Annotated in this window: 22 protein-coding genes and 1 tRNA gene; 3 read left to right on the top strand and 20 right to left on the bottom strand. The window is 58.7% G+C overall.

Features of this window, described 5'->3' with window-relative positions; translation table 11 throughout:
* The 15 genes from katG to B4F73_RS08150 all read right to left on the bottom strand — a co-directional run.
* Window positions 1–1,983, bottom strand: a 1,983-nt coding sequence (katG, locus tag B4F73_RS08220; protein WP_290482982.1) for a catalase/peroxidase HPI, incomplete at its 3' end; no start/stop codon positions are given.
* 260 nt (window positions 1,984–2,243) lie between these two features.
* Window positions 2,244–4,397 carry a sodium-translocating pyrophosphatase gene (locus B4F73_RS08215; RefSeq protein WP_206993023.1) on the bottom strand — a complete coding sequence of 718 codons (2,154 nt, stop codon included), beginning with the start codon at window positions 4,395–4,397 and terminating at the stop codon, window positions 2,244–2,246.
* A gap of 145 nt (window positions 4,398–4,542) precedes the next feature.
* The gene (gene thiL / locus B4F73_RS08210) at window positions 4,543–5,478 is read right to left on the bottom strand and encodes a thiamine-phosphate kinase (protein WP_290482981.1); all 936 of its coding nucleotides are present in this window, start codon (window positions 5,476–5,478) and stop codon (window positions 4,543–4,545) included.
* A 29-nt stretch (window positions 5,479–5,507) separates the two neighbouring features.
* Complete coding sequence (locus tag B4F73_RS08205; protein ID WP_206993021.1) at window positions 5,508–6,467, bottom strand: acetyl-CoA carboxylase carboxyltransferase subunit alpha; 960 nt, start codon at window positions 6,465–6,467, stop codon at window positions 5,508–5,510.
* Between the two features lie 48 nt (window positions 6,468–6,515).
* Window positions 6,516–7,442: a type II secretion system F family protein gene (locus B4F73_RS08200; RefSeq protein ID WP_206993020.1), complete on the bottom strand. Its 927-nt coding sequence runs from the start codon at window positions 7,440–7,442 to the stop codon at window positions 6,516–6,518.
* A gap of 15 nt (window positions 7,443–7,457) precedes the next feature.
* Window positions 7,458–8,432: a type II secretion system F family protein gene (locus tag B4F73_RS08195; RefSeq protein WP_290482994.1), complete on the bottom strand. Its 975-nt coding sequence runs from the start codon at window positions 8,430–8,432 to the stop codon at window positions 7,458–7,460.
* A gap of 21 nt (window positions 8,433–8,453) precedes the next feature.
* Window positions 8,454–9,839: a CpaF family protein gene (locus B4F73_RS08190; RefSeq protein WP_290479149.1), complete on the bottom strand. Its 1,386-nt coding sequence runs from the start codon at window positions 9,837–9,839 to the stop codon at window positions 8,454–8,456.
* Complete coding sequence (locus B4F73_RS08185) at window positions 9,836–11,056, bottom strand: AAA family ATPase (protein ID WP_290482980.1); 1,221 nt, start codon at window positions 11,054–11,056, stop codon at window positions 9,836–9,838. The genes B4F73_RS08190 and B4F73_RS08185 overlap by 4 nt, the downstream gene beginning before the upstream one ends.
* A complete protein-coding gene (locus B4F73_RS08180) occupies window positions 11,056–11,325 on the bottom strand; it encodes a hypothetical protein (protein WP_206993017.1) in 270 nt (89 codons plus the stop codon). Before B4F73_RS08180 ends, B4F73_RS08185 begins: the two co-directional genes overlap by 1 nt.
* 2 nt (window positions 11,326–11,327) lie before the next feature.
* Window positions 11,328–12,626, bottom strand: coding sequence for a type II and III secretion system protein family protein (locus B4F73_RS08175; protein ID WP_290479151.1), 1,299 nt, complete (start codon window positions 12,624–12,626; stop codon window positions 11,328–11,330).
* Window positions 12,626–13,510 carry a Flp pilus assembly protein CpaB gene (gene cpaB / locus B4F73_RS08170; protein ID WP_206993015.1) on the bottom strand — a complete coding sequence of 295 codons (885 nt, stop codon included), beginning with the start codon at window positions 13,508–13,510 and terminating at the stop codon, window positions 12,626–12,628. Before cpaB ends, B4F73_RS08175 begins: the two co-directional genes overlap by 1 nt.
* Window positions 13,511–13,698: 188 nt before the next feature.
* A complete protein-coding gene (locus B4F73_RS08165) occupies window positions 13,699–14,688 on the bottom strand; it encodes a threonine ammonia-lyase (protein ID WP_290482979.1) in 990 nt (329 codons plus the stop codon).
* A gap of 49 nt (window positions 14,689–14,737) precedes the next feature.
* Window positions 14,738–15,616, bottom strand: a complete 879-nt coding sequence (gene galU / locus B4F73_RS08160; protein WP_290482978.1) for a UTP--glucose-1-phosphate uridylyltransferase GalU — start codon at window positions 15,614–15,616, stop codon at window positions 14,738–14,740.
* A 474-nt stretch (window positions 15,617–16,090) separates the two neighbouring features.
* Window positions 16,091–16,327 (bottom strand): hypothetical protein, encoded by a 237-nt coding sequence (locus tag B4F73_RS08155; RefSeq protein ID WP_206993011.1) that lies wholly within the window; start codon window positions 16,325–16,327, stop codon window positions 16,091–16,093.
* Between the two features lie 88 nt (window positions 16,328–16,415).
* Window positions 16,416–17,183: an SDR family NAD(P)-dependent oxidoreductase gene (locus B4F73_RS08150; protein ID WP_206993010.1), complete on the bottom strand. Its 768-nt coding sequence runs from the start codon at window positions 17,181–17,183 to the stop codon at window positions 16,416–16,418.
* Window positions 17,184–17,242: 59 nt separating this feature from the next.
* Between B4F73_RS08150 and B4F73_RS08145 the strand changes: the two genes are divergently transcribed.
* From B4F73_RS08145 to B4F73_RS08135, 3 genes are read left to right on the top strand one after another with little or no spacing between them, the layout of a single operon-like run.
* Window positions 17,243–18,364, top strand: coding sequence for a Re/Si-specific NAD(P)(+) transhydrogenase subunit alpha (locus tag B4F73_RS08145; protein ID WP_290479155.1), 1,122 nt, complete (start codon window positions 17,243–17,245; stop codon window positions 18,362–18,364).
* Window positions 18,361–18,726: a proton-translocating transhydrogenase family protein gene (locus tag B4F73_RS08140; protein ID WP_206993008.1), complete on the top strand. Its 366-nt coding sequence runs from the start codon at window positions 18,361–18,363 to the stop codon at window positions 18,724–18,726. Before B4F73_RS08145 ends, B4F73_RS08140 begins: the two co-directional genes overlap by 4 nt.
* A 3-nt stretch (window positions 18,727–18,729) precedes the next feature.
* Window positions 18,730–20,148 (top strand): NAD(P)(+) transhydrogenase (Re/Si-specific) subunit beta, encoded by a 1,419-nt coding sequence (locus B4F73_RS08135; RefSeq protein ID WP_290482977.1) that lies wholly within the window; start codon window positions 18,730–18,732, stop codon window positions 20,146–20,148.
* Here the strand turns inward: B4F73_RS08135 and folK are convergent.
* From folK to B4F73_RS08110, 5 genes are all read right to left on the bottom strand, one after another.
* On the bottom strand, window positions 20,145–20,669 hold the full coding sequence (gene folK, locus B4F73_RS08130) for a 2-amino-4-hydroxy-6-hydroxymethyldihydropteridine diphosphokinase (protein ID WP_206993006.1): 525 nt from the start codon (window positions 20,667–20,669) through the stop codon (window positions 20,145–20,147). The two genes, B4F73_RS08135 and folK, sit on opposite strands and share 4 nt — an antisense overlap.
* Window positions 20,662–21,027 (bottom strand): dihydroneopterin aldolase, encoded by a 366-nt coding sequence (gene folB / locus B4F73_RS08125; protein ID WP_206993005.1) that lies wholly within the window; start codon window positions 21,025–21,027, stop codon window positions 20,662–20,664. The genes folK and folB overlap by 8 nt, the downstream gene beginning before the upstream one ends.
* Window positions 21,024–21,860, bottom strand: coding sequence for a dihydropteroate synthase (folP, locus tag B4F73_RS08120; RefSeq protein WP_290482976.1), 837 nt, complete (start codon window positions 21,858–21,860; stop codon window positions 21,024–21,026). The genes folB and folP overlap by 4 nt, the downstream gene beginning before the upstream one ends.
* A gap of 384 nt (window positions 21,861–22,244) precedes the next feature.
* Window positions 22,245–22,646 carry a hypothetical protein gene (locus B4F73_RS08115; RefSeq protein WP_290482975.1) on the bottom strand — a complete coding sequence of 134 codons (402 nt, stop codon included), beginning with the start codon at window positions 22,644–22,646 and terminating at the stop codon, window positions 22,245–22,247.
* Window positions 22,647–22,830: 184 nt separating this feature from the next.
* Window positions 22,831–22,906 (bottom strand) — tRNA-Lys (locus B4F73_RS08110).
* Window positions 22,907–23,095 lie beyond the last annotated feature (189 nt).

The following is a 23,095-nucleotide window of genomic DNA, read 5'->3' as shown; positions in this document are numbered from 1 at the left end:
AGCGACGCCCATGTCCATCAGGTTCACAAAGAAGTCGTTCGACAGCGTGCCGGGGCGATCCGTGAAGACGCCATGCTTGGAATCAGCATGATTGGCGCCGAGTACACGCAGGCCGCCGACGAGAACCGTCATTTCTGGTGCAGTCAGAGTCAGCAACTGCGCCCGATCCAGTAGCAATTCTTCAGTCGGAACCGAGAATTCGACCTGAAGATAGTTGCGGAAGCCATCGGCTTTCGGCTCGAGGAAGGCATAGGATTCAACATCCGTTTGCTCCTGCGAAGCATCCATACGGCCCGGCGTGAACGGTACCGAAACATTGACGCCCGCATCCTTGGCGGCCTTCTCCACGGCAGCAGAACCGCCGAGCACGATCAGGTCGGCCATCGACACCTTCTTGTTGCCTGTCTGGGCGTAATTGAAAGCGCGCTGAACGCTTTCGAGCAGACCGAGAACCTTGGCAAGCTTTTCAGGTTCGTTGACTTCCCAGTTCTTAGCCGGGTCCAGGCGGATACGGGCGCCATTCGCACCGCCCCGCTTGTCGGAGCCGCGGAACGTGGAAGCTGCGCCCCATGCCGTCGAGACCAGTTCGGACACAGACAAGCCCGAAGACAAGATCTTCTCTTTGAGATCAGCAATGTCACTGGCGTTCACCAGTTCATGGTCAACTGCCGGAATTGGGTCCTGCCAGAGCAATTCTTCGCTTGGAACTTCCTCACCAAGGTACCGAACGGCTGGCCCCATATCGCGATGGGTCAGCTTGTACCAGGCGCGGGCGAACGCGTCTGCAAACTGATCCGGATTTTCGTGGAACCTGCGAGAGATCTTCTCGTATTCCGGATCCATCCGCATGGCCATGTCGGCCGTGGTCATGATGGTGATCTGCTTCTCGGACGGATTGTGAGCCTTTGGCGCCATGTGCGCCTCGTCTACATCCTTTGGCTGCCATTGGAACGCGCCAGCGGGGCTCTTCACAAGTTCCCACTCATAGCCGAACAGCATATCAAAATAGCCATTGTCCCATTTGATCGGGTTTGGCGTCCATGCGCCTTCGATGCCGCTGGTGATCGTGTCATCGCCATGGCCAATACCGAACTTGCTCTGCCACCCAAGCCCTTGTTCGGCGATGTCGCCGCCTTCAGGCTCTGCACCAACCATCGCCGCGTCACCCGCACCGTGGCACTTGCCAAATGTGTGACCGCCAGCAGTCAGCGCAACAGTTTCTTCGTCGTTCATGGCCATCCGGGCAAATGTTTCACGGATGTCCTTTGCCGAAGCCAGCGGATCAGGATTGCCGTCCGGGCCTTCGGGGTTCACGTAGATGAGGCCCATTTGAACGGCTGCGAGCGGGTTCTCGAGCACACGCTCGCCGCTATAGCGGCTGCCGGGCTTATCGCTGGTGGCCAACCACTCTTCTTCCGTGCCCCAATAGATATCTTTCTCCGGCTCGAAAATGTCTTCGCGGCCGCCGCCAAACCCAAACGTTTTACCGCCCATGGATTCAATGGCGCAATTGCCCGCAAGGATCATGAGATCGGCCCAGGAAATCTTGTTGCCGTACTTCTTCTTGATCGGCCATAGCAAACGGCGGGCCTTGTCGAGATTGGCATTGTCCGGCCAGCTGTTCAGCGGCGCAAAGCGCTGCGACCCGGAAGTCGATCCACCCCGGCCGTCACCTGTGCGATATGTACCGGCGCTGTGCCAGGCCATACGGATGAAGAACGGACCATAATGGCCGTAGTCCGCAGGCCACCAATCCTGGGAATCCGTCATCAGCGCGAAGATGTCCTGTTTGATCGCCTTCAGGTCGAGTTTCTTGAATTCCTTGGAATACTTGAACGTCTCGCCAAGTGGATTACCGACCGGCGGGTTCTGGTGAAGGATGCTGAGGTCTAGCTGGTTGGGCCACCAGTCGCGGTTTACGCGCCCTCGCAGCGAATGCATTACGGGGCACTTGCCCTCTGGAGCTGCGTCATTTCCGTCCATATTCATCTCCCTGGATTGGTCTGGCCTGAGAGCAGTCCCTCCCGGAACAACCCTCCTGATTTCACGGTCGCCGAGAGAACATCAGCGCGGAGTAGGCGCAGTCCTTTGACGACAGTCTTGAGGCTACGCAATCATTTTGAATAGAACCAATCAATAGAAGCCTACTCCGGTATCGATATTTTCTATGCATTGAATTAGTGGTACAAAATCAAAGGCCCCGGCACTTTCGCACCGGGGCCTTCCATAAAAAATTCATTCAACTAGTGGCCTGCGAGGACCGCGAGCATGAGCAAGGCCACGATATTTGTGATCTTGATCATCGGATTCACGGCCGGACCGGCAGTATCCTTGTAGGGATCGCCAACCGTGTCTCCGGTTACAGCGGCCTTGTGAGCTTCTGAGCCCTTTCCGCCGTGATGACCATCCTCGATATACTTCTTCGCATTGTCCCAGGCACCGCCTCCGGACGTCATCGAGATGGCCACGAACAGGCCTGTCACAATCACACCAAGGAGCATCGCCCCAACCGCCGCGAGGGCCGCGCCTTTGCCGGCAATCGCAAAGATCACGCCGAACAGGACAATCGGTGACAACACTGGCAGGAGTGACGGGACGATCATTTCCCGGATAGCGGCCTTCGTCAGAAGATCGACCGCCCGGCCATAATCAGGCTTCACTTCGCCTTTCATGATGCCCGGCATTTCGCGGAACTGTCGACGAACTTCCTCAACCACCGCTTGCGCAGCGCGTCCGACGGCCATCATGGACAGGCCTCCGAACAGGAATGGCAACAGGCCACCGAACAGAAGGCCGACCACCACATATGGGTTCGCAATCGAGAAATCAGCCGTTGCATTGTAGAAGAAGTCCCCTTCCACGGCGCGCGCCGAGAAGTATTTGAGATCTTCCGCATAGGCCGCGAACAGAACGAGTGCGCCGAGCCCGGCCGAACCAATGGCATAGCCCTTGGTCACAGCCTTCGTGGTGTTACCAACCGCATCGAGTGCGTCCGTTGTCTCGCGAACTTCCGACGGAAGCTCCGCCATCTCGGCGATGCCGCCCGCATTGTCCGTAACGGGTCCAAAAGCGTCGAGCGCCACGATAATTCCGGCAAGCGCCAGCATGGTCGTGGTGGCAATCGCAATGCCGTAGAGGCCTGCGAGGTTGAACGTCAGGATGATGCCCGCAATGATCACGATGGCCGGAAGGGCAGTCGATTCCAGCGACACAGCGAGGCCCTGGATCACGTTCGTCCCATGACCAGACTCTGATGCCCGCGCGATGGAGCGTACCGGACGATATTTGGTTTCGGTATAGTAAGCCGTGATCACGACGATCAGTCCCGTCACCACGAGGCCGACCACGCCGCAACCAAACAGCATCCAACCGGACACGTCATTGGCGAGGCCAAGCCGCTCGCCGGCATCGTCGAGCACGCCGAAACCATTCGGCAAGACCGTTGCGATTGCTATTGCGAGGCCGCCAATGGACAGCACGCCCGTCACGATCAGGCCTTTGTAGAGCGCCCACATGACATCCGTCTTGCCGGGTGCGAGGTTCACGAAATAGGTGCCGACAATCGACGTGACGATACAGACGGCGGCAATCGCCAACGGCAGCATCATGATTTCGACGATGTATGTTGCGCCAGAGAAATAGATTGCACCGAGCACCATCGTCGCCACCAGCGTGACCGCATAGGTCTCGAACAGGTCGGCCGCCATGCCGGCACAGTCGCCGACATTGTCTCCCACATTGTCTGCAATCGTCGCAGCGTTGCGTGGATCATCTTCCGGAATGCCGGCTTCGACCTTGCCGACCATATCACCGCCGACGTCCGCGCCCTTGGTGAAGATACCACCACCAAGACGCGCAAAGATCGAGATCAGCGACGCGCCAAAACCAAGGGCCACGAGCGAGTCGATGACGAGACGTTTCTCGCTTTCAACGCCCAGATTCAGTCCAACGACCATGGTGAGCAAGCCGTAATAGACAACGATGCCCAGAAGAGCGAGGCCAACCACCAGCATGCCCGTGATGGCACCTGACTTGAAGGCCAACTTCAGACCTGCGTTGAGGCCAGACTTGGCCGCTTCAGTTGTGCGCACGTTTGCCTGCACCGACACTTTCATGCCGATGAACCCGGCCGCGCCGGAAAGCGCTGCGCCGACGATGAAGCCGAGCGGCACCTGCCAGTTTCGGAACAGAATAAGTAACAGAACGACGACAACGACGCCGACGATCGCAATTGTACGATACTGGCGCCCAAGATAGGCATTTGCGCCTTCCTGGATCGCTTGAGCAATTTCGCGCATACGCGCATCACCAGCCGGGGCCTTCATGATCGAATTGATCTGGAGCCAGCCATAAAGGACTGACAAGACCCCCGCCGCGAGAGCGAGATAATACCACATGGATTACGTTTCCTTCCCTTAAAACAGAACTTCGACGCCAGGTTATTCCTGATCATGCACTGTTTATTATAGGTGACCAGCCTGCCCGGCCCTCGGGAAATAGGCAATATGCCTCCCGTCAGGGGCGAGTCAGCCCAGTCCCACTTCAGCCATGCTCAAAGCCGAGAGTTTCCGGGAGGTTAATGGGCGAATTTCGCAGGGTGACGGAAAGTCCTCCTTCGGGTCGGGTTTCGCCGATAAGCGTAATAACTACGCCAGATCTGCCCGCATCCGCCAGGATTTCATCGCGCCGCGTTTTTTCTGAGGTGAAGAGCAGTTGATAGTCGTCTCCCCATGTCGACAGGCGGATCATTTCGTCCACATCGGTTGCATTCCCCGCAAAGGGCACGGACTCAAGTGCTATATGGACGCCAATTTCGGACGCGCTGGCGAGACTCGCGGCATCCCCCAACAGCCCGTCGGAAACATCCATCGCCGCCGTCGCGAACTGCGCGACAAGATGCGCGGCGGCAAGCGGTTGGACCTGCGGCACCCGATACGCCTCAACCTCGGCGCTTTCAACCGCCCCTTTCTGGATCGCGTCAAAGCCCAGATACGCCGCACCGACACGACCTGTGACCCAGATATCTTCGTCGGGCCCAGCGCCCATCCGCCGAACAGGTGTTTCACCAAGACAAGTCCCGGTCATGGTGAGTGACAGGAAAAGACCACCCGGGCTGCGCACGGTATCTCCGCCGATCAGGTGGATATCGAATGCATCCAGTTCTGCCCCAAGAGCAGATGCGAATTCAGCAAGGTCGGATTCCGGTCGTTCCTTGGGCCATCCGAGCGTGAGCAAAGCTTCAGAGGGCAAGGCTCCGGCGGCGTAGACATCGGACACGTTCACGCGCACAAGCTTTTGGGCAACGGACGCCACCGGATCAGACGCGAGAAAATGCACGCCCTCGACCAACGCATCAACCGTGATGACCGTCGGAGACTTGCTGTCGGCCAACTGCGCAAGATCGTCCCGCAAGCCAGCTGCCCCGCCCGCTCTGGCGAGCGGCGCAAAATATTTGGCGATCCAGTCTCTCTCAGCCATTGGGTCAGCGCCCCATGCGCCTCACGGCGCTACAACCCTTCGCGACCGATGGCGTAGAAACGCTCCTTGCGCTGGGTGCGCAGTTCGGACGGGCTCAGGCCTTCCAGTTCCTGCAAGGCCTCATCAAGCGCTTTTGCTGCAGCAGCCATCGCCCGTTTCGGGTCACGATGTGCGCCGCCGACTGGCTCCTTGACGACACCGTCGATGACTTTGGTTTTCAACAGGTCCGGCGCTGTGATTTTCATGGCGTCAGCCGCATCCTTCGCCTTGGCAGCGTCGCGATAAAGGATCGAAGCGCAGCCTTCCGGAGAGATCACCGAATAGATGGCGTGCTCCATCATCAGGACCTTGTTGGCCGCCGCGATACCGATCGCGCCGCCCGACATGCCCTCGCCGATGATCAGCGTGACGAACGGCACGCCCAGTGACAGGCCGCGCTGTGTGCCGCGCGCAATGGCTTCAGCCTGCCCACGCTCTTCGCCGCCCTTGCCGGGATATGCCCCCGACGTGTCCGGAAAGCTCAGGACAGGCAAATTGAACTTCTCGGCCATGTCCATCAAGCGCACCGCCTTGCGATAGCCTTCAGGGTGGGCCATGCCGAAATTGTGCTTCAGGCGCTTCTCGATCGTACGGCCCTTCTCATGGCCGATAATGACCACGGGACGCCCCTTGAAGCGTGCCAGTCCGCCCATAATGGCTTCATCATTCCCAAACACACGGTCGCCCGCGAGTTCCTCGAAATCGTCGAAGATGTTCTCGATGAAGTCAGACAAATGCGGCCGGTCTGGATGGCGGGCCACAAGAGTCTTCCGCCATGCGCTGAGATCGGAATACATGTCCTTCAGCTGCTTGCTCGACTTGGCCTTCAGCTTTTTCAGCTCGTCGGTGATCGATGGACCTTCCTTGCTGGAAGCAAGCGCTTCCAGTTCGGAGATCTTCGCGTCCAGCTCCGCAATGGGCTTTTCGAATTCAAGATAGGTCGTTGTCATGGTGCGCAAGTTAGCAATGACGGGCTGACTCGCCTAGCCGGGAATTCACTAAAGTGCGCCTTGCACCTTTACCACGGCCGGCAGGATCAAAACGCCGAGCAGGACGGGAAAAACGAATATAATCAATGGCAAAGTCAGCTTTGCCGGCAGCGCCATGGCCTTTTCCTCCGCCATCAGGATGCGACGCTTGCGCATATCTGCCGAGAAAACTCGCAAAGTCTGGCCCAGACTGGTGCCCATTTCCTCTGCCTGACGGAGCATCGTGGCCAGAGAACTCGCTTCTTCGATGCTCATGCGATCAGCAAAAGCGCGCCAGGCATTCTTGCGCGCCTTGCCCGCGCGTAGCTCCAGCGACAGCTTTTTCATGTGCCCGGCAATGATCGGATGCCGCAATTCCAACTCTTCGCCGACCCTCTGAACCGAGGCATCAAGACTTAGACCGGCTTCTACACAGGCAACCATCAGGTCCATCATGTCGGGAAAGCCAGCCGAGCATTGCTGCTGGCGCGCTTTGGTACGGCGCGAAACGAGCATGTCAGGCGCGAGCAAGCCCGCAATGATCAGGCCAATGCTGAGCATGATCAGGTGTTGCTTCGAAAAGCCACCGAGATGAGGCAAAGCCACCAGCAGAGCGAGCTGAGGCAACACGACGCAAGCAATTCTGGCTATGTAATATCGCCCCACCGCCGACGGGTTAGTAAACCCCGCGAGCAGCAATTTGGCGCGCACCTCGCTGACCGCGTCCTCGTTCGAAGGGGTCGCGCGATTGGCAAGCCCGATGACCGCCCGACCTATCCGTGTATCGTTCCGGCTCTCTTCCTGCACCGCAGGACGTGACTCGCGTCGCTCCAACCGACGCTCAAGATCTTCCTTGGCCTTCCAGCTTCTCACGAAGGCCATAATCGCAGGCACGGCGAGGAAGCCGGCAATGGCCAGCATAATGATGGGCAGAAGAGCAGATGCGGAGAAGGGCATGGGTTTGCTTGGGGCCTACATCTTGAAATTGATCATCTTGCGCATGACAAAATTGCCAATCGCCATCCATACAAACAGGATCGGGAACACCACCCGCACTAGCGGCTCATCGATCACTTCGCCGTAAAATTCCGGGCGCAGCACGTGGATGCCAGACATCACGATGAAGGGTGCCGAGGTAAGGATCATCGCCGAGGCCCGGCCCTCTGACGAAGCTGCCTTCACTTTCAGACGCATGGTCTGACGCTCACGGATGGTTGTCGTGTTCGCTTTCAGGAGTTCGCAAAGGTTGCCACCAGTCTTTTCCTGCAGGCGTACCGTGGCGACGAACAGCTCGACGTCCGGGTCGCCCGCCCGCTCGGCCATGCGCTGGACCGCATTGGTCAGCGACATGCCGTATGACACTTCATCCGCCGCCATGCCGAACTCTGTTCCAATCGGGTCGGGCATCTCGCGGGCCACCAACGACACGGCTGTCGCAACCGGATGCCCGGCCTCCAAACTGCGGCAGACAATCTGGAGTGCGTCGGGCAATTGTTCCGACATTTTCTTCATGCGCCGACCAGCAACCATTTTGAGCCAGACGATGGGTCCGAGCACAAGAATGAGCGCGGCAATACCGGCAGCCGGTCCGGGCCCGCCAACAAAACGCCAATAGGCTAGCCCCGCGACCAGACCTGCCCCGGCTGACATACCGAACCAACGCAATGGCTGAAACTTCAGGCCAGACCTGACCACCAGCTGATTGAACCAGCGCAACGGCATGGCAAGATTGCCATTCTTGTCGAGGCCACGACTTTTGCGCAGCTCGACCATGGCTTCACTCGTCGTTTCAAACCGTTCCTTGAACTGAAGACGCTTGTTGACCACGCGGCGGGTTTGGGCTTCCGTCACCAGCCCCATAACCGACTGGATCGCCAGAAATACCGCGCCGATCGCCATGATCACAGGGATCAGGACAGTCAGGCTGATATTGGTGATGTCAGGCATCCACGACAAGAAGCTCGTCTCCTAGAATCGCGTAGAGGGGTCAAACATGCCTTCCGGCATGGGAACGCCGCGACGTTCCATCTCATCGAGGAATTTCGGACGTAGACCGGTCGCGGCGAAGTGCCCCTCGACCTTGCCCTCATCGGTTGTGCCAGTGCGTTCAAAGCGAAAGATTTCCTGCAATTGAACGACTGAGCCTTCCATGCCCGTCACTTCGGAGATTGATACGACTTTTCGCGAGCCATCTGACAGGCGCGTGGCCTGGACGATAAAATTGACGGCCGAAGCAATCTGTCCACGGATCGCCGTCTCGGATATTTTCATACCACCCATCATCACCATCTGCTCCAGACGGGTCAGTGCATCGCGCGGATTGTTAGCGTGGATCGTCGCCATAGAGCCTTCGTGGCCCGTATTCATGGCTTGCAGCATGTCGAACGCTTCTTCTGAGCGAACCTCGCCCAGGATCACGCGGTCAGGCCGCATGCGCAGCGCGTTCTTCACCAGTTCGCGCTGACGGATTTCGCCCTTGCCTTCAATATTGGGCGGGCGGGTTTCCATGCGCGCAACATGAGGCTGTTGCAGCTGGAGTTCGGCAGCGTCCTCAATCGTGATGAGGCGTTCATCTTCATTGATAGCGGCTGATAGCGCGTTGAGCAGGGTTGTCTTCCCCGACCCGGTGCCCCCGGAGATAACGGTAGAGGCCCGGCATTTCACCGCCCCGAGGATGAACTTTGCAACAGGCTCAGGAATTGCGCCAAAGCCAACCAACTTCTCCATTGTCAGTGGCGATTTGGAGAATTTCCGGATGGAGACAAGCGGCCCATCAATGGCAATTGGCAAGACAGCGGCATTGACACGGCTGCCATCCAGAAGGCGTGCATCAACCAAGGGCTGGCTCTCATCGACACGTCGGCCCACAGCCGCCACAATCCGCTGCACAATGCGAAGCAAATGGTCATTGTCCGCAAACCGGACCGGTGCCAGTTGGAGCTTGCCGTGCCGCTCGACATAGACCTGGTCAAAACCATTGATCAGGATGTCGGCAATCGAATCGTCCTTCAGTAGCGGCTCGATGGGCCCAAGCCCCGTCATCTCGTCCATCACAGCATCGGCAAAGCTTGCCTCTTCTGTGGCCGAGAGCGCCATCTCTTCCTTCTTGATGATCTCCGAAACGATCCCCCGCACACGACGCCGCATGGTTTCATCATCCAGCTTGTCGAGAACGGACAAATCCAGTTCGTCGATCAGCTTGGCATGGATACGCAATTTGGCATCGAGCTGGTCAAAAGCCTTGGTGTCGGCAGGAGCGGGCGGCGCGGGCTTCGGCGCAGTTGGCTCAGCCACTTCAGGCGCGTTGACCGGTTCAGGCTTGGCGGCGGCGTTCGAAAATCCAAAACGGCTCATTTCGCTTTCCTCTTACCGGCAACTTGTTGAACGGGCTGCCTCGCGGCGTCGGGCATCATCTTGTCGACCAATGTCGAGACATCTGCGACGAGCGCGCTTTTCGGTTTCACGTCACCAATCGGCTTTCCGAGATTTACCGCCGTGCGGGCAGCATCCCAGTCCGACGTGATCGTTGCATCAATCTGACGGTCGATGGCCTTTTCGGCCTTGTCGACGGCAAACTCGGCACGGAACTTCTTTTTCGGGAACATACGGTTCAGTACGAGCTTGGCCTTGCGATCGGGCCCACGCAGCATATCAACTTCGCGCGCCATATCCGCAGCAGCGTGCAGGCTTGGCACGGTCAGCTCACTGATAATGATCGCCTCATCAACCGCGCCCAGTATGGGCTTGGTCCACGGCATCATGTGGCGAGGCATGTCCACCAGAACAAATGGGAACTCGGCGCAGGCAACGTCCAGCAATCTGAGGATCGCCGCTTCCGTGGCCAATGCATCTGCGTCCGGATTGCGCGGCGCCGAAATTGTCGAAACACCATCCTCGTGTTGCCAGCACCATGCGGCCAGCAAGCGCGCATCAAGGCGCTCCGGCGCAGCGGACAAGGCTGCAAGGTCGAGCTTTGGCACTGCTTCCAGAAACGAACTGACCATGCCGTCAGACACATTCAGATCAACAAGGCATACCTTGCCGGGTCCGACTTTCTCACAGATGGCAAACGCGCTCTCAATAGCCAGAGTTGAGACACCCGCACCACCGACAGCGCCCCGAAACGCCCAGCATACGGCGGACGCTGGTCCGTCACCGCCACTCTCTGCGGCTTCTGCAGCGGCGCGGATGCGTTCCACGGACTCCAGGATTTCGTCCGCACCGGCGCTGACCGGAAGGATGTCCGACGCCTCAATTTTCATTAAGGCTCTAACGATGTGAACTGGCAGATTGTCTGACACCATCAAGACGGCACTGTCCGGTTTTTCCACCGCCAGCCCCAGCACAACCTGTTCCGCGCCTGTTTGTCCTTGTTCCAACAGGATCAGTGCACCACCGAACTTTTCGACAATGTTCGCAGGGTCCATTGAAGAAAGGTCAATAACATTCCGGCAGATCGACTTGAGCTGCATCAGCCGTTCAGGCCCCGCCAATGCGGCGATCGCAGGGATCATCGCCGGAGCGGATGCCGGATGGGCTCCATCAGATAGTTTTCGCGCTGCGCCTGACATCAGCTGCCTCCCGACGCGCTGACCGAGGAATCCCGCAAGTCTTTGGTTTTGCCTTCATTGAGGGCCTTCACGGCATTGGCTGCACGCAGGCCAGACGTGGACTCGACGGCCTTGGAGTTGCTCAGATTGACGTCACGAACCGATTGCTCACGTATGTTGCTGGCATTGGCTTCACCCAGCAGAAATTTGTCCTGATTGTCATAGCTTGCACATCCGACGAGGAACACGCTCACCATCATGGCACTCATAATACGGCGCTTGAAAGTCATGTTCAGTCTCCTTCGCCGACCAGCGGCGCATGAGTGGTTTGGTTCATGAGGAAGAGTTCTTCTTCCGTCGGTTCAGCAAATGCGTCGAGCGGAGTCCGAAGCATGGAAGGGTGTGGAGTAGGTTGAACCAGACGCGGAATGATGATGATCACCAATTCGCTTTCCTGACGCTGGTAGCGTTTAGAAGAGAACAAGGCGCCCAATACCGGCACATTTCCAAGCCACGGTGTCTGCCGAACATCATTGGAATAATCATTCTGCAACAGGCCCGCGATGGCAAAGGCCTGTCCGTCATGTAGCTCTACCGTTGTATCGGCGCGACGGACGGAAATACCGGGAATCTCGATGTCCTGCGCTCGGATACCATTGTTCCGGTCAAGCTGGGACACTTCCGGACGCACCCGCAAGTTCACAAGCCCACCACCCAAAACGGTCGGAGTGAAATCGAGGCTCACCCCAAACTTCTTGAACTCGACCGATACTTGGCCATTCTCGCTCGAGACCGGAATGGGGAACTCGCCCCCGGCCAGGAAGCTCGCCGTGTCGCCTGACAGGGCCACCAGATTGGGCTCAGCCAGCGTACGCACGATTCCCTTCTCTTCAAGGGCGCGCAGTTCGACATCAATATTCTCTCCACCGACATTGGTGAACAGGGCAACCGTCTTGGCGGCCAGTCCGGACACGGTCGATGGCTCCGTGAACGCAACCGCGTCGCGCCCATCCATGGAGTTTCCAAATCCGATTTCCTTCACCGCACTACGGCTGGCTTCGAGAAAACGCACCTCCAGCAGGACTTGCTGACTCTGGCCAACAGACAATCCATTGGCCACACCACCCGGAACATAGCGCTCGGCCACTTGCACCGCCATCTCCGCAGCTGCAGCCGTGGTCAGCTTGCCATCCAGGAACACGCCATCATGCACGGGGTATACTTCAATACGTTCGCCTGGCAGGAGATTCCCCAAATCGGCGCGCAGTTCATCAAGGCTCAGCTCAACTTCGACATCAATCAGTTCAGAGATCTCGCCCTCTGCATTGTAAATGAGCACGGTGGTTGAGCCGGGCACTTTGCCACGCAGGAAGAAGGACCGGTTGGAGGTTGCCATCGCTTCGGCGATATCAGGGTCGGCGACGACGAGCGTCGAAAATCCCTGATCGGACTCGATGACGGTCGAGCGTCCCTTTTCAAGCATGAGCACCTTGGCATCAGGGCCGGTCGTGCGCTCGGTCCAGGCATGCGCCGGCGCAATTGCGACGATGCCAACAACCAGGAAAAGCAGGATATAAGTCAGTTTAGGCATCAGTTCGCCTCCTCGGTCAGCGGCTTCGGCTGCGCGACAGGCGCGGTCACACTTGTTTCACGATCCCCATTTATGATGCGCACGGTCGCAGTCGTTGCGCGCTTGGGCGCAGCACGACGAACAATAGGGACCTTTTTAGGCTCCGCCTTTACCAGCGTGATGACATCAGCGTCTTCTTCGCGTCCGATCAATGCCAGTCCCAGCGCGCCTTGCATGCTGACCGCACCCAAGCGGAGTGCACCTTCTGGCGTCACTTCCAGCGTTACCGTGCTGGAGGGACGTGCGCCCTCAAGATTCGATTCAAATGTCTGATCGACCGCCAGCACTTTCACTCGCTTGAGCACAGGCCGCGCTATCAGGTCTGATGTGACCCGTACGGCATCGCTGCCAAACGAGTTTGCAGACTGGCCAGGTTCGCGCTGGATGAACTCGTTCACATCGACCCGGTCACCGGGCAGGACGAATCCAGCAACTCCAGTATCACTCCGTACCGTGATGGCCACGGCACGCATGCCGGGCTCGATAGCAGATGCCAGGGTAAGCAGGTTTCCGGCCGCGTCGAGCTTTTCCAGCATGATTGGTTCGCCAGGCAGGATCAGGCCACGTGCATAAAGGATTTCCGACAGTTCCTCCGTCGAGGCCAGAACGCCCTCAGGAACAGAGTCACTTGGCCATTTGATGGCTTTCACATTGCTGGCCGAGACCTCCTCACCTGCTTCGATCGCCGCAGATGCAACGAGAACAGACGACATCTGGACCGCAGGTGCGGCAATCTGGGCTGTCGCGTCATTGGAATTTGACGTCATGTAATAGCGGCCAAGAAACACAGCTGCGATTCCCAGTACCGCAGAAAGACCAAGACTGATCAGGGGTGCGAGTTTCATTCTGAATGCCCTCTCCCGCGCAAAATACGCAATCATCAGCATTCATGATTAATCTTCAGGCGATAAGGTCTCTTGAAGACTTGTAGGGAAATCTAAATCACGAACAGAACCGCGCATTAACCATGCCGCAACTGTTTCGCGGCCAGTTCTTAAAATTCAGCACACGCATGTTAATCTGCTAGGCCGATTTAGCCTCTCAAGACAGTGGAGAACATGTCTGCGTCGACGTTCCCGCCCGTGATAAGCACGCCGACCCGCTGTCCGTGCATCTCGGATGGCAAGCCCTGCACTGCGGCCGCCAGCGCGGCTGCCCCGCCCGGTTCGGCAACGACCTTCAAGTATCGGAAGGCCAAGCGCATCGCCTCACGCACCTCGTCATCCGACACGACCAGCCCACCACTCAACAAGCGCTTGCCGAGGGCAAAGGTGATCTGGCCGGGCATGGGCGTCAGAATGGCATCGCAGATCGACCGCGTTCCGGGCAGATTGCTGCGCAGTTCGCCCGCTGCTAGCGACTGCGCCCAATCATCATGTGCTTCTGGCTCAGCCGTCCAAATACTTGTTTGCGGCGACAGTTCGGCCATCGCGATCGCCACGCCCGTGATCAGCCCGCCGCCGCCAGCACAACAGATCAGATGGTCCAATGGCTCACCGAATGCTTCCATCTGGTGCGCAAATTCGAGCCCCGCGGTGCCTTGCCCGGCCACGATGTCTTTGTCGTCAAAACTCGGCACGACGACCGCGCCGCGGTCTTCGGCGATCCGGGTCGCGATCTCCTCACGACTTTCGGTCTCCCGGTCATAGAAGTGAACCACGCCGCCATCTGCCTCGACGCCTGCCACCTTTATCCGGGGCGCATCAGATGGCATGACAATTATCGCGGGCATACCCAGCAAACGCGCGGCCCGCGCAACGCCCTGCGCATGATTGCCAGAGGAAAAAGCCACCACACCCGCTGCGCGTTGCGCCGCCGGGATTTGTGACAGGCGATTCATCGCGCCGCGTATCTTGAAGCTGCCGGTCACCTGTAGGCATTCAGCCTTGATGAACAGTGATCCGCCAGCCAGGGCGTCCAGCGCCTCATGTGTCAGTATCGGCGTCTCACGCGCAACACCCCGCACACGTTCAGCGGCGGCAAGCACATCTTCGAAATCCGGTAGCGCGTCAGCAGCAGTCATGCCGGTGACCTAAACCGAACCGGCATGCCCTGCAATGCAATAGGATCGACTAGAGTTTGTCGAGCATTGCCTTGGCAAGTGCCTTGGCGTCTTCGCCTATCTCTTCATTGGCAAGCGCATAACCCAGAACAGCTTCGAAATAGCCAAGCTTCGAGCCACAATCATAATCCTGCCCTTCATACTCGTAGGCATAGAAGGACTGGACTTCCATCAGGCGCGCCATGGCGTCCGTCAGCTGGATCTCGCCGCCGGCGCCCTTGCCCTGGCTTTCGAGCAGGCCAAACACTTCGGGCTGGAGAATATAACGACCCGTGATCTTGAGGTTCGATGGCGCGTCGGCGACGGGGGGTTTCTCCACCATGCCCGTCATCTCGATCAGGCGTCCGTCGCGATCACTCCCTTTCGGCGCAATGACGCCATAAGATGACACGCGATCCATCGGCACCTGGTCTACGGCCACGATATTCCCACCGACCTTGTCATAGGCTTCCACCATCTGCGCGAGACAGGAGGGGCTGCCCTTGACCAGAACATCCGGCAGCAACACGGCGAACGGCTCGTTGCCGACGATATCTCGCGCACACCAGACGGCATGGCCAAGTCCCAGAGGCGATTGCTGGCGCACAAAGCTGGCGGAGCCCGCTGGCAAAGTGGTCTGCTTGACCTGTTCCAGAATGGCCTTCTTGCCCTTGGCTTCGAGCGCGACTTCAAGCTCGTAAGGGATGTCAAAATAGTCTTCGATCGAACCCTTGTTGCGCCCGGTCACGAAAACGATGTGCTCAATTCCAGCTTCCAGCGCTTCATCAACGACATATTGAATGGCCGGCCGGTCGACGACGGGCAGCATTTCTTTCGGGATAGCCTTCGTCGCGGGCAGGACTCGCGTGCCAAATCCGGCCACAGGAAGAACAGCTTTTCTAACGCGCATGAACAGGAAGCTCCTTGGAATTCAACATCGGGACCGCGAAAGGCCACCTATGCGGGTTTCTAAGCAGACTTGGACTTAAATCGCGTTAACTCAGAGCAATAAAATGGCCGTAAGTCTAAATCCAGCCAAGGCTGTACAAGCTTAACGCACCAACGCTGCACGCGAGTGACAAAACGAGCACTGTGGCCATGGACCGTTTGACGGAGGGTGCCCGTGTCCCACGCATTTCGGCTTCGAGCAGGCTCTGCAAACGACGCGCAGGAGATAGCGTGGGCGGATAACGCGGCTCAGATAGGCTGGCGTCCTGCATATTCGCTGCCGCCAGGTCTGTGGATTTCGCGGCTTCCTGGGCGGTAGATTCGTCTTGAATCGCTGGCTTGCTTTTCGGAAGGGCCATCTGAATTCTCCGGTATCTTCCAGAGAGTGTGCCAGATGAGAGCTAACCGATAGCTAACAAAATCGGATGTACTGAAGTCAGTCCGGAACCGGTCCGAAGAAAACGCCACCGTCTGGCGCTTCATAGCCATTTGAGCAGCGCAACGTGCCATCAGAACCGCGGTCGTCCAGAACGACGAAAGTCTTTAGACGGGATTCTCCGAATTCGCGCGCTTGCGATATCGACTCGCCGCCATCGCTGCGCACTGTCGTCGCCGGTGCGAGGCTTCCCGAAATCATCACGGCGACACCGGTGGACAAAATTTCTTTGAGCATGTTTCGGCCTTTTGGGGGTTACCCGAAATTTACCAACGATAAGGGAGGGAGCGCCGCCTATATTCGTCTGACCGGAAAACTTCAAGAGTTAAAGCGGGGTCAACGTATGACCGCCATCCACAACCAGTGTGGCGCCCGTCATGTAGCCGCCCTGCTCCGACGCCAACAGCAGAAGCGGACCAGACAATTCGTCATAGTTTCCGAACCGACGCATCGGGACGCGCTTTGCCATTCTCTGACCCGCTTCCGATTCGAGGAACTCATCATTTATTGCTGTCTTGAAGTATCCAGGCGCAATCGCGTTAACGCGGATCCCATGCCGAGATGCCTCAAGTGCCATCGTGCGAGTCAGATGATCCACCGCAGCTTTCGACGCTGAATAGGCAGAGATCATGTTTGACGGCCTGAGCGCCGTAATTGACGCAATATTTATGATCGCGCCGCCACAGCCCGCATCGATCATGGCCTTGGTAGCGTATTTGGCAACTCGCCAGACACCGGTGAGATTGGTCTCGATGACAGTGTCCCAATCCTTTTCGGGCATGTCCCAGAACCACCCCTCACGCGACATACCGGAATTGTTGACGAGAACATCGCACGGACGACCAAGCGCTTCGCGAATCTCTGCAAACGCTCCCGTCACGCTGTCGTCGGAAGTGACGTCCATCTGTACAGGCAGCGCCTTTCCACCGCGCTTCTCAATGCTTTCTGCAACTTCTTCCAATCGGTCCAGGCGGCGCGCCGCGAGCACGACATAGGCCCCGGCATCGGCCAGAACATGGGCGAAATGCTGGCCCAAACCGCTTGATGCTCCCGTGACCAATGCCGTCTTATTAGTTAAACTGAACAATCTCATGCCCTCCAATTAGAAAATTCGTGTTGCGCGCCGCAATATTTTTCCTCTATCCCAGCGATATGAAAATATCTGTTCTGAGGGAGCGACGAGCTGGTGAGACCCGTGTGGCGGCTACACCAGAAACCGTCAAGAAGTTGGTGGCCTCCGGCCACTCGGTAACAATTGAGTCCGGAGCGGGCACTGTCGCAGGCTTTCCTGACGACAGCTTTTCTGAGGCGGGGGCCACCCTTGCACCAGACGCGGCCGCGGCAACCAAGGGGGCCGACATTGTCTTCAAGGTGCGCGCACCGGAAGACGGCGAATTTAGCGCCCTGCCCGACGGCGTCGCGCTCATCGCCTTGATGGACCCCAGCAACCTGGATGCGACGCCGCTCAATGGGAAAAAGATCGCGGCTCTTTCCATGGAATTCACCCCCCGCATCACGCGCGCACAAAGCATGGACGCCCTGTCGTCCCAATCAAACCTTTCCGGCTATCGCTCAGTCATTGAAGGTGCGCAGATCTACGGCCGCGCCATGCCGATGATGATGACCGCTGCCGGCACGATCGCCCCGGCCAAGGTCTTTATCATGGGAGTAGGCGTCGCTGGCCTTCAGGCCATTGCCACGGCGCGCCGCCTCGGCGCGGTCGTCACCGCAACCGATGTGCGTCCCGCTGCCAAGGAACAGGTCGCTTCGCTCGGTGCGAAATTCATCGCGGTCGAGGATGAAGAGTTCAAGGCGGCTGAGACCGCTGGCGGTTATGCCAAGCAGATGTCGCCGGAATACCAGGCCAAGCAGGCCGAACTGACGGCCAGCCACATCACCAAGCAGGACATTGTGATCACGACCGCCCTGATTCCCGGCCGCGCCGCGCCGGTCCTCGTCACCGAGGAGATGGTGAAAACGATGAAGCCGGGCTCGGTCATTGTCGACATGGCGGTTAGCCAGGGCGGCAACTGCCCGCTCTCCAAACCTGATGAGATCGTGGACGTGAACGGCGTGAAAGTGGCCGGGTTTTCGAACCTGCCCGCGCGCCTGCCCGCAGACGCCTCGTCCCTGTTTGCCAAGAACCTCCTCGCCTTCCTGCCGCTGGTCACAGCCGAGGATGGCAGCCTCAATCTCGACACCGATGACGAAATCGTCACCGCCATGCTGCTCACGCGCAATGGCGAGACGGTGAACGAAAGGATCCAATCATGAAGCGCGCACTCCTGACGCTTTCTGCGGCCAGCTTTGCGCTGCCCGCCTTCGCAGATGCCGGTGGCATCGACTCAACCGTCTTCCTGGCTGCCATCTTCGCACTGGCCTGCTTCGTTGGCTACTATGTCGTCTGGTCGGTCACCCCGGCCCTGCACACACCTTTGATGGCTGTGACGAATGCCATTTCGTCCGTGATCATCGTTGGTGCGCTCGTCGCAGCCGCCACGATGGGGCTCACCTCCGACAATTGGGTCTCCAAGATTCTCGGCACGGTCGCCGTGATCCTTGCCAGCGTAAACATCTTCGGCGGCTTCCTCGTCACCCAGCGTATGCTCGCCATGTACAAGAAGAAGGGAGACTAAGACATGGACTCCTTCCAAACCACTTGGGCGCCGCTGCTGTATCTCGTCGCTGGCATTCTCTTCATTCTGGCCCTGCGCGGTCTCTCCAGCCCGGCGACCAGCCGCGCTGGCAACCGCAATGGCATGATCGGCATGGCCATCGCCGTCGGCACCACGCTGGCGCTGGTCTGGTCACAGCTTGACCTGCAGACCTGGGGCCTGATCCTCGGCGGCGTCGCCATCGGCGGCACGATTGGCGCGATCATCGCCCGCAAGATCCCGATGACAGACATGCCGCAGCTCGTCGCCGCCTTCCACAGCCTCGTCGGCCTCGCCGCCGTGCTCGTGGCGGCTGCCGCGCTCTACTCTCCGGTCAGTTTCGGCATTTCCGGCATCGCTGGCATCAAGGCAGCGTCCCTGATCGAACTCGGCCTCGGCTCCGCCATCGGTGCGCTGACCTTTACCGGCTCGCTGATTGCGTTCGCCAAGCTCAATGGCAACATGTCCGGCTCGCCGATCATGCTGCCCGCCCGTCACCTGCTGAACATCGCCCTAGCTGTCGGCATCGTGGTCCTGATGGTCATCCTGATCCAGTCAAACGGTTCGGCACAATGGGCTTTCTGGGGCGTCACGGTGCTTGCCCTGATCCTCGGCATTACTCTGATCATCCCGATTGGCGGCGCGGACATGCCGGTCGTCGTCTCGATGCTGAACTCCTATTCTGGCTGGGCTGCAGCGGCGCTCGGCTTCACGCTGGGCAATTTCGCGCTGATCATCACCGGCGCGCTCGTCGGCTCGTCGGGCGCGATCCTGTCCTATATCATGTGCAAAGGCATGAACCGGAGCTTTATCTCGGTCATCCTCGGCGGCTTTGGCGGCGACGATGCGGCCACCGGTGGCGCAGGCGCGGATGCAGACCGTCCGTTCAAGCGCGGCTCGGCCGAAGACGCGGCTTTCATCATGAAGAACGCCTCCAAGGTCATCATCGTGCCCGGTTACGGCATGGCCGTCGCCCAGGCCCAGCACGCTCTCAAAGAGATGTGCGACAAGCTGAAGGAAGAAGGCGTTGAAGTGAAATACGCCATCCACCCCGTCGCGGGCCGGATGCCGGGGCACATGAACGTCCTGCTCGCCGAAGCGCAGGTGCCGTATGATGAAGTCTTCGAACTGGAAGATATCAACTCGGATTTTCGCAATTCCGAAGTTGCCTTCGTGATCGGTGCCAACGACGTCACCAACCCGGCCGCGAAGACCGACAAGACCAGCCCGATCTATGGTATGCCGGTCCTCGACGTCGAGAATGCCGGAACGGTCCTGTTCATCAAACGCTCGATGGGTTCAGGCTATGCCGGCATTCAGAACGAACTCTTCTTCCGCGACAACACGATGATGCTGCTCGCGGATGCGAAGAAGATGGTCGAGGACATTGTGAAGAACCTCTAGGCGCTTCGCAGCGACGCAAACCGACGCGTTGCCGCCTCATCCAATACACACATCTGATCGGCCGCCTTCTTCTTGAGGGCGGCCGATTTGCTTGTCACAGTGCCATCTTCCAGAGCCCAGTCCGGCGCAATCTCCGCCAGCGGCTCCAGCACGAACCGGCGCTCCGCCATGCGTGGATGCGGGATGGCCAGCGTCTCGGTGTCGAGCGTCACGCCCTGCATCAGCAACACGTCCACATCCATCTCACGCGGACCCCAGCGCAAACGTTCCTGTCGCCCCAGTTCGGCTTCCATGGCCTTGCAGGCATGCAGCAATTGCAGCGGTCCAAGACCTGTCTCGATCAGCACGCAAAGATTCAGGAAATCCGGCTGGTCCGTAACACCCCAAGGCGCGCTGCTGTAGAGATTGGAGACGGAAGCAAGCTCAATACCCGGCATTGCGGCCAGCAAGTCCACCGCCTGCGCCAGCGCCGCCTCGCGGTCGCCCAGATTGGTGCCGAGGCCGAGCGCAGCCTCAGCCATTGCGGCTGCGTGTGATCGACACGCCGACATGGTCCACCAGATGTCGAATTGGCGCCGACGGCTTGCGCACAGTGACGGTCACTTCCTCGACAATGACCCACTTGGCCAGGATCGCATCGGCGATGCGTTCGGCAAAGGTTTCAATCAGATTGAACACAGTCTTTCCGGACAGGTCTTCGGCAAGGTCACAGACTTCCCCATAATGGACGGTCTCTTCCATCTGGTCGGTTGACGTCGCGGGCTGGCCGAGACGGCAGTCGATATCGATGAAGAATTTCTGGCCGAGGGATTTCTCCGCCTTGTGGACCCCATGGAAGCCATGAAGGCAAAGATTTGAAACAAAGATGCGGTCGGTCAATTGGCGCTCCCAATGGCTTGAAACATGTCGAGCGCCTCGCGGTGCGCGGCGACATCATGGACACGAAGAATCGTTGCGCCCCGGTAGACGCTGTCGAGCCCGGCGGCAAGCGTCCCGACAAGACGATCCTCCACGGGCTTGCCCGTCATGCGTCCGATAAAGGACTTCCGGGAGACTCCGACCAGGACCGGACATTGGGTATCGACGAGCACATTCAGGTGCGCGAGCACACCGAAATTCTGATCATACGTCTTGGAAAAGCCGACACCCGGATCAAGCAGGATGTGCGTGCGGGGAATGCCGGCGCGGTCGGCCATGTCGAAGGCGCGCCCGAAGAACTCCGCCATGTCCTCGCGGAGGTCTATGTCGCCATCCGTTTTGCCGCGATTGTACGTGATGCAGACAAGGCTTTCAGTCTCGGCCACGGCGTCGGCCATGCCCTCATCCTTGGTCATGCCCCAGACATCATTCACAAGCACCGCGCCCGCTTCGGCAGCGCGCCGGGCGATCTCGGTCTTGTAAGTGTCGATGGAGAGCGGCAAGGCGTCCGGCCCGGCAAGGCGTGTAATGGGCTCACGCACGCGGGCCCATTCGTCTTCGAGGCTCACCGGATCACCTCCGGGCCGTGTCGACTCACCGCCAATGTCGAGAATGTCTGCGCCGTCCTCGGCCATTTGCCGGGCATGCGCTTGCGCAGCGAACAGGGTGTCATGCGCGCCCCCATCGGAAAAAGAGTCAGGGGTCACATTCAAGATGCCCATGATCAGCGGCGTCGGGGCCGCGAGCCGCTCCAGCAGCCGGTCTCGAACCGCTATCCGCGCGAGCCTGTCCATAAACGCATCCTTTCCGCTTGGCAGCGTTAACGCCTCAGCAGGGCAGGAACAACGGTTTCGCTGCCACTATCCCCCACGGCTTCCAGATTTTACTGAGGCTTTTCAAAGGCCCCAAAGTCCTGAATCCGACCGGGTCGCCAGATGTATACACTCCACCTGTCGGCATCCTGCGATGAAAGTGCCGACGAAGGTCCGGAGCGCGAAGAGGATTGTCGTCTCTTCTTGGCACTCCCGGCGGATGGACGGAGCCTCGCGTGCACTCGGGGTCATTTCATTCCATTCAACTCACTAAAAAGGCCCCAGCGTCCGGAGCTTTGCTCCATCCGCCAGGACCCGATAGAAAAACCGGACGGGTTTTACCCCAGTCCGGCTCTTTTTGCTGTTTTACTGTTTGGTCTCCACCCCCGGATCGTTCTGGGAATAGGCGTCTTCGAGTTCGTGCGTGTCCGGGGACTGTTTCAACGCGCCCGCCTTTGTATCTTCGGCCCCTGTATCAGCATTAAGCGTCTCGGGTGCATTTGGATGACGCCCATCACGCGGCATCAGAACCGGGTTCTTGCCCTCATCTAGGCGTTGGGCACGTTCTGCGGCGGTACCGGGTGCGTCTGGGCGGTCCTTCTGACCGTCATCCCGCAAGAATCCGTGCTCGCCGTCCTGCGGCTGGTCGTCCGTGCTGCGGTAGCCAGCCTGATTCGTATCCTCGCGGCCGGGGGTCTCGCCATCACCTCGCTGCTGGCTGAGGTCGTTCTGGCGCTGGGTATCGATATCTGTTTCTTGCTTGTTCATGATGAGTCTCCTTTCGAAAAACCAACGGGCGACAAGCGCGAGATGTTCCGAGGAGAAGTGGCCGGCGGGGTTAAATCGGGGTAACTGGAAAGGCGCAGATATCTCGGCTTCACCTCAATCATTCTATTCCGATTTTCGCTTCACAGGATCGAAAATTTTTGACTTCGTCAAAAAAGGAAAAGAATGGTGTGCCCTACAGGGTTCGAACCTGTGACCTACTGATTAAAAGTCAGTTGCTCTACCAGCTGAGCTAAGGGCACGCCGGAACGCGCGATTTAGGCGACCAGAACCGAGCGGTCAACCGCCTCTTGCATTGTATGGCTTGAAGTCGCCACAATTTTCGCATCACCCTCGCCGCATGAGACGTATATTCCCCCTTTTCCTTACACTTGCAGCAGTTGGCGCATGCGCCAGCCAACCTGCCCCGACAACACAAAAAACCGCATCGA

Origin of the sequence: Hyphomonas sp. UBA3601, from assembly GCF_002375605.1 — a bacterium.
In the GTDB taxonomy this organism is placed as follows: Bacteria; Pseudomonadota; Alphaproteobacteria; order Caulobacterales; family Hyphomonadaceae; genus Hyphomonas.
Note: the sequence above shows the minus strand (reverse complement) of the source record. Positions and strands in the feature narration are given on the sequence as shown.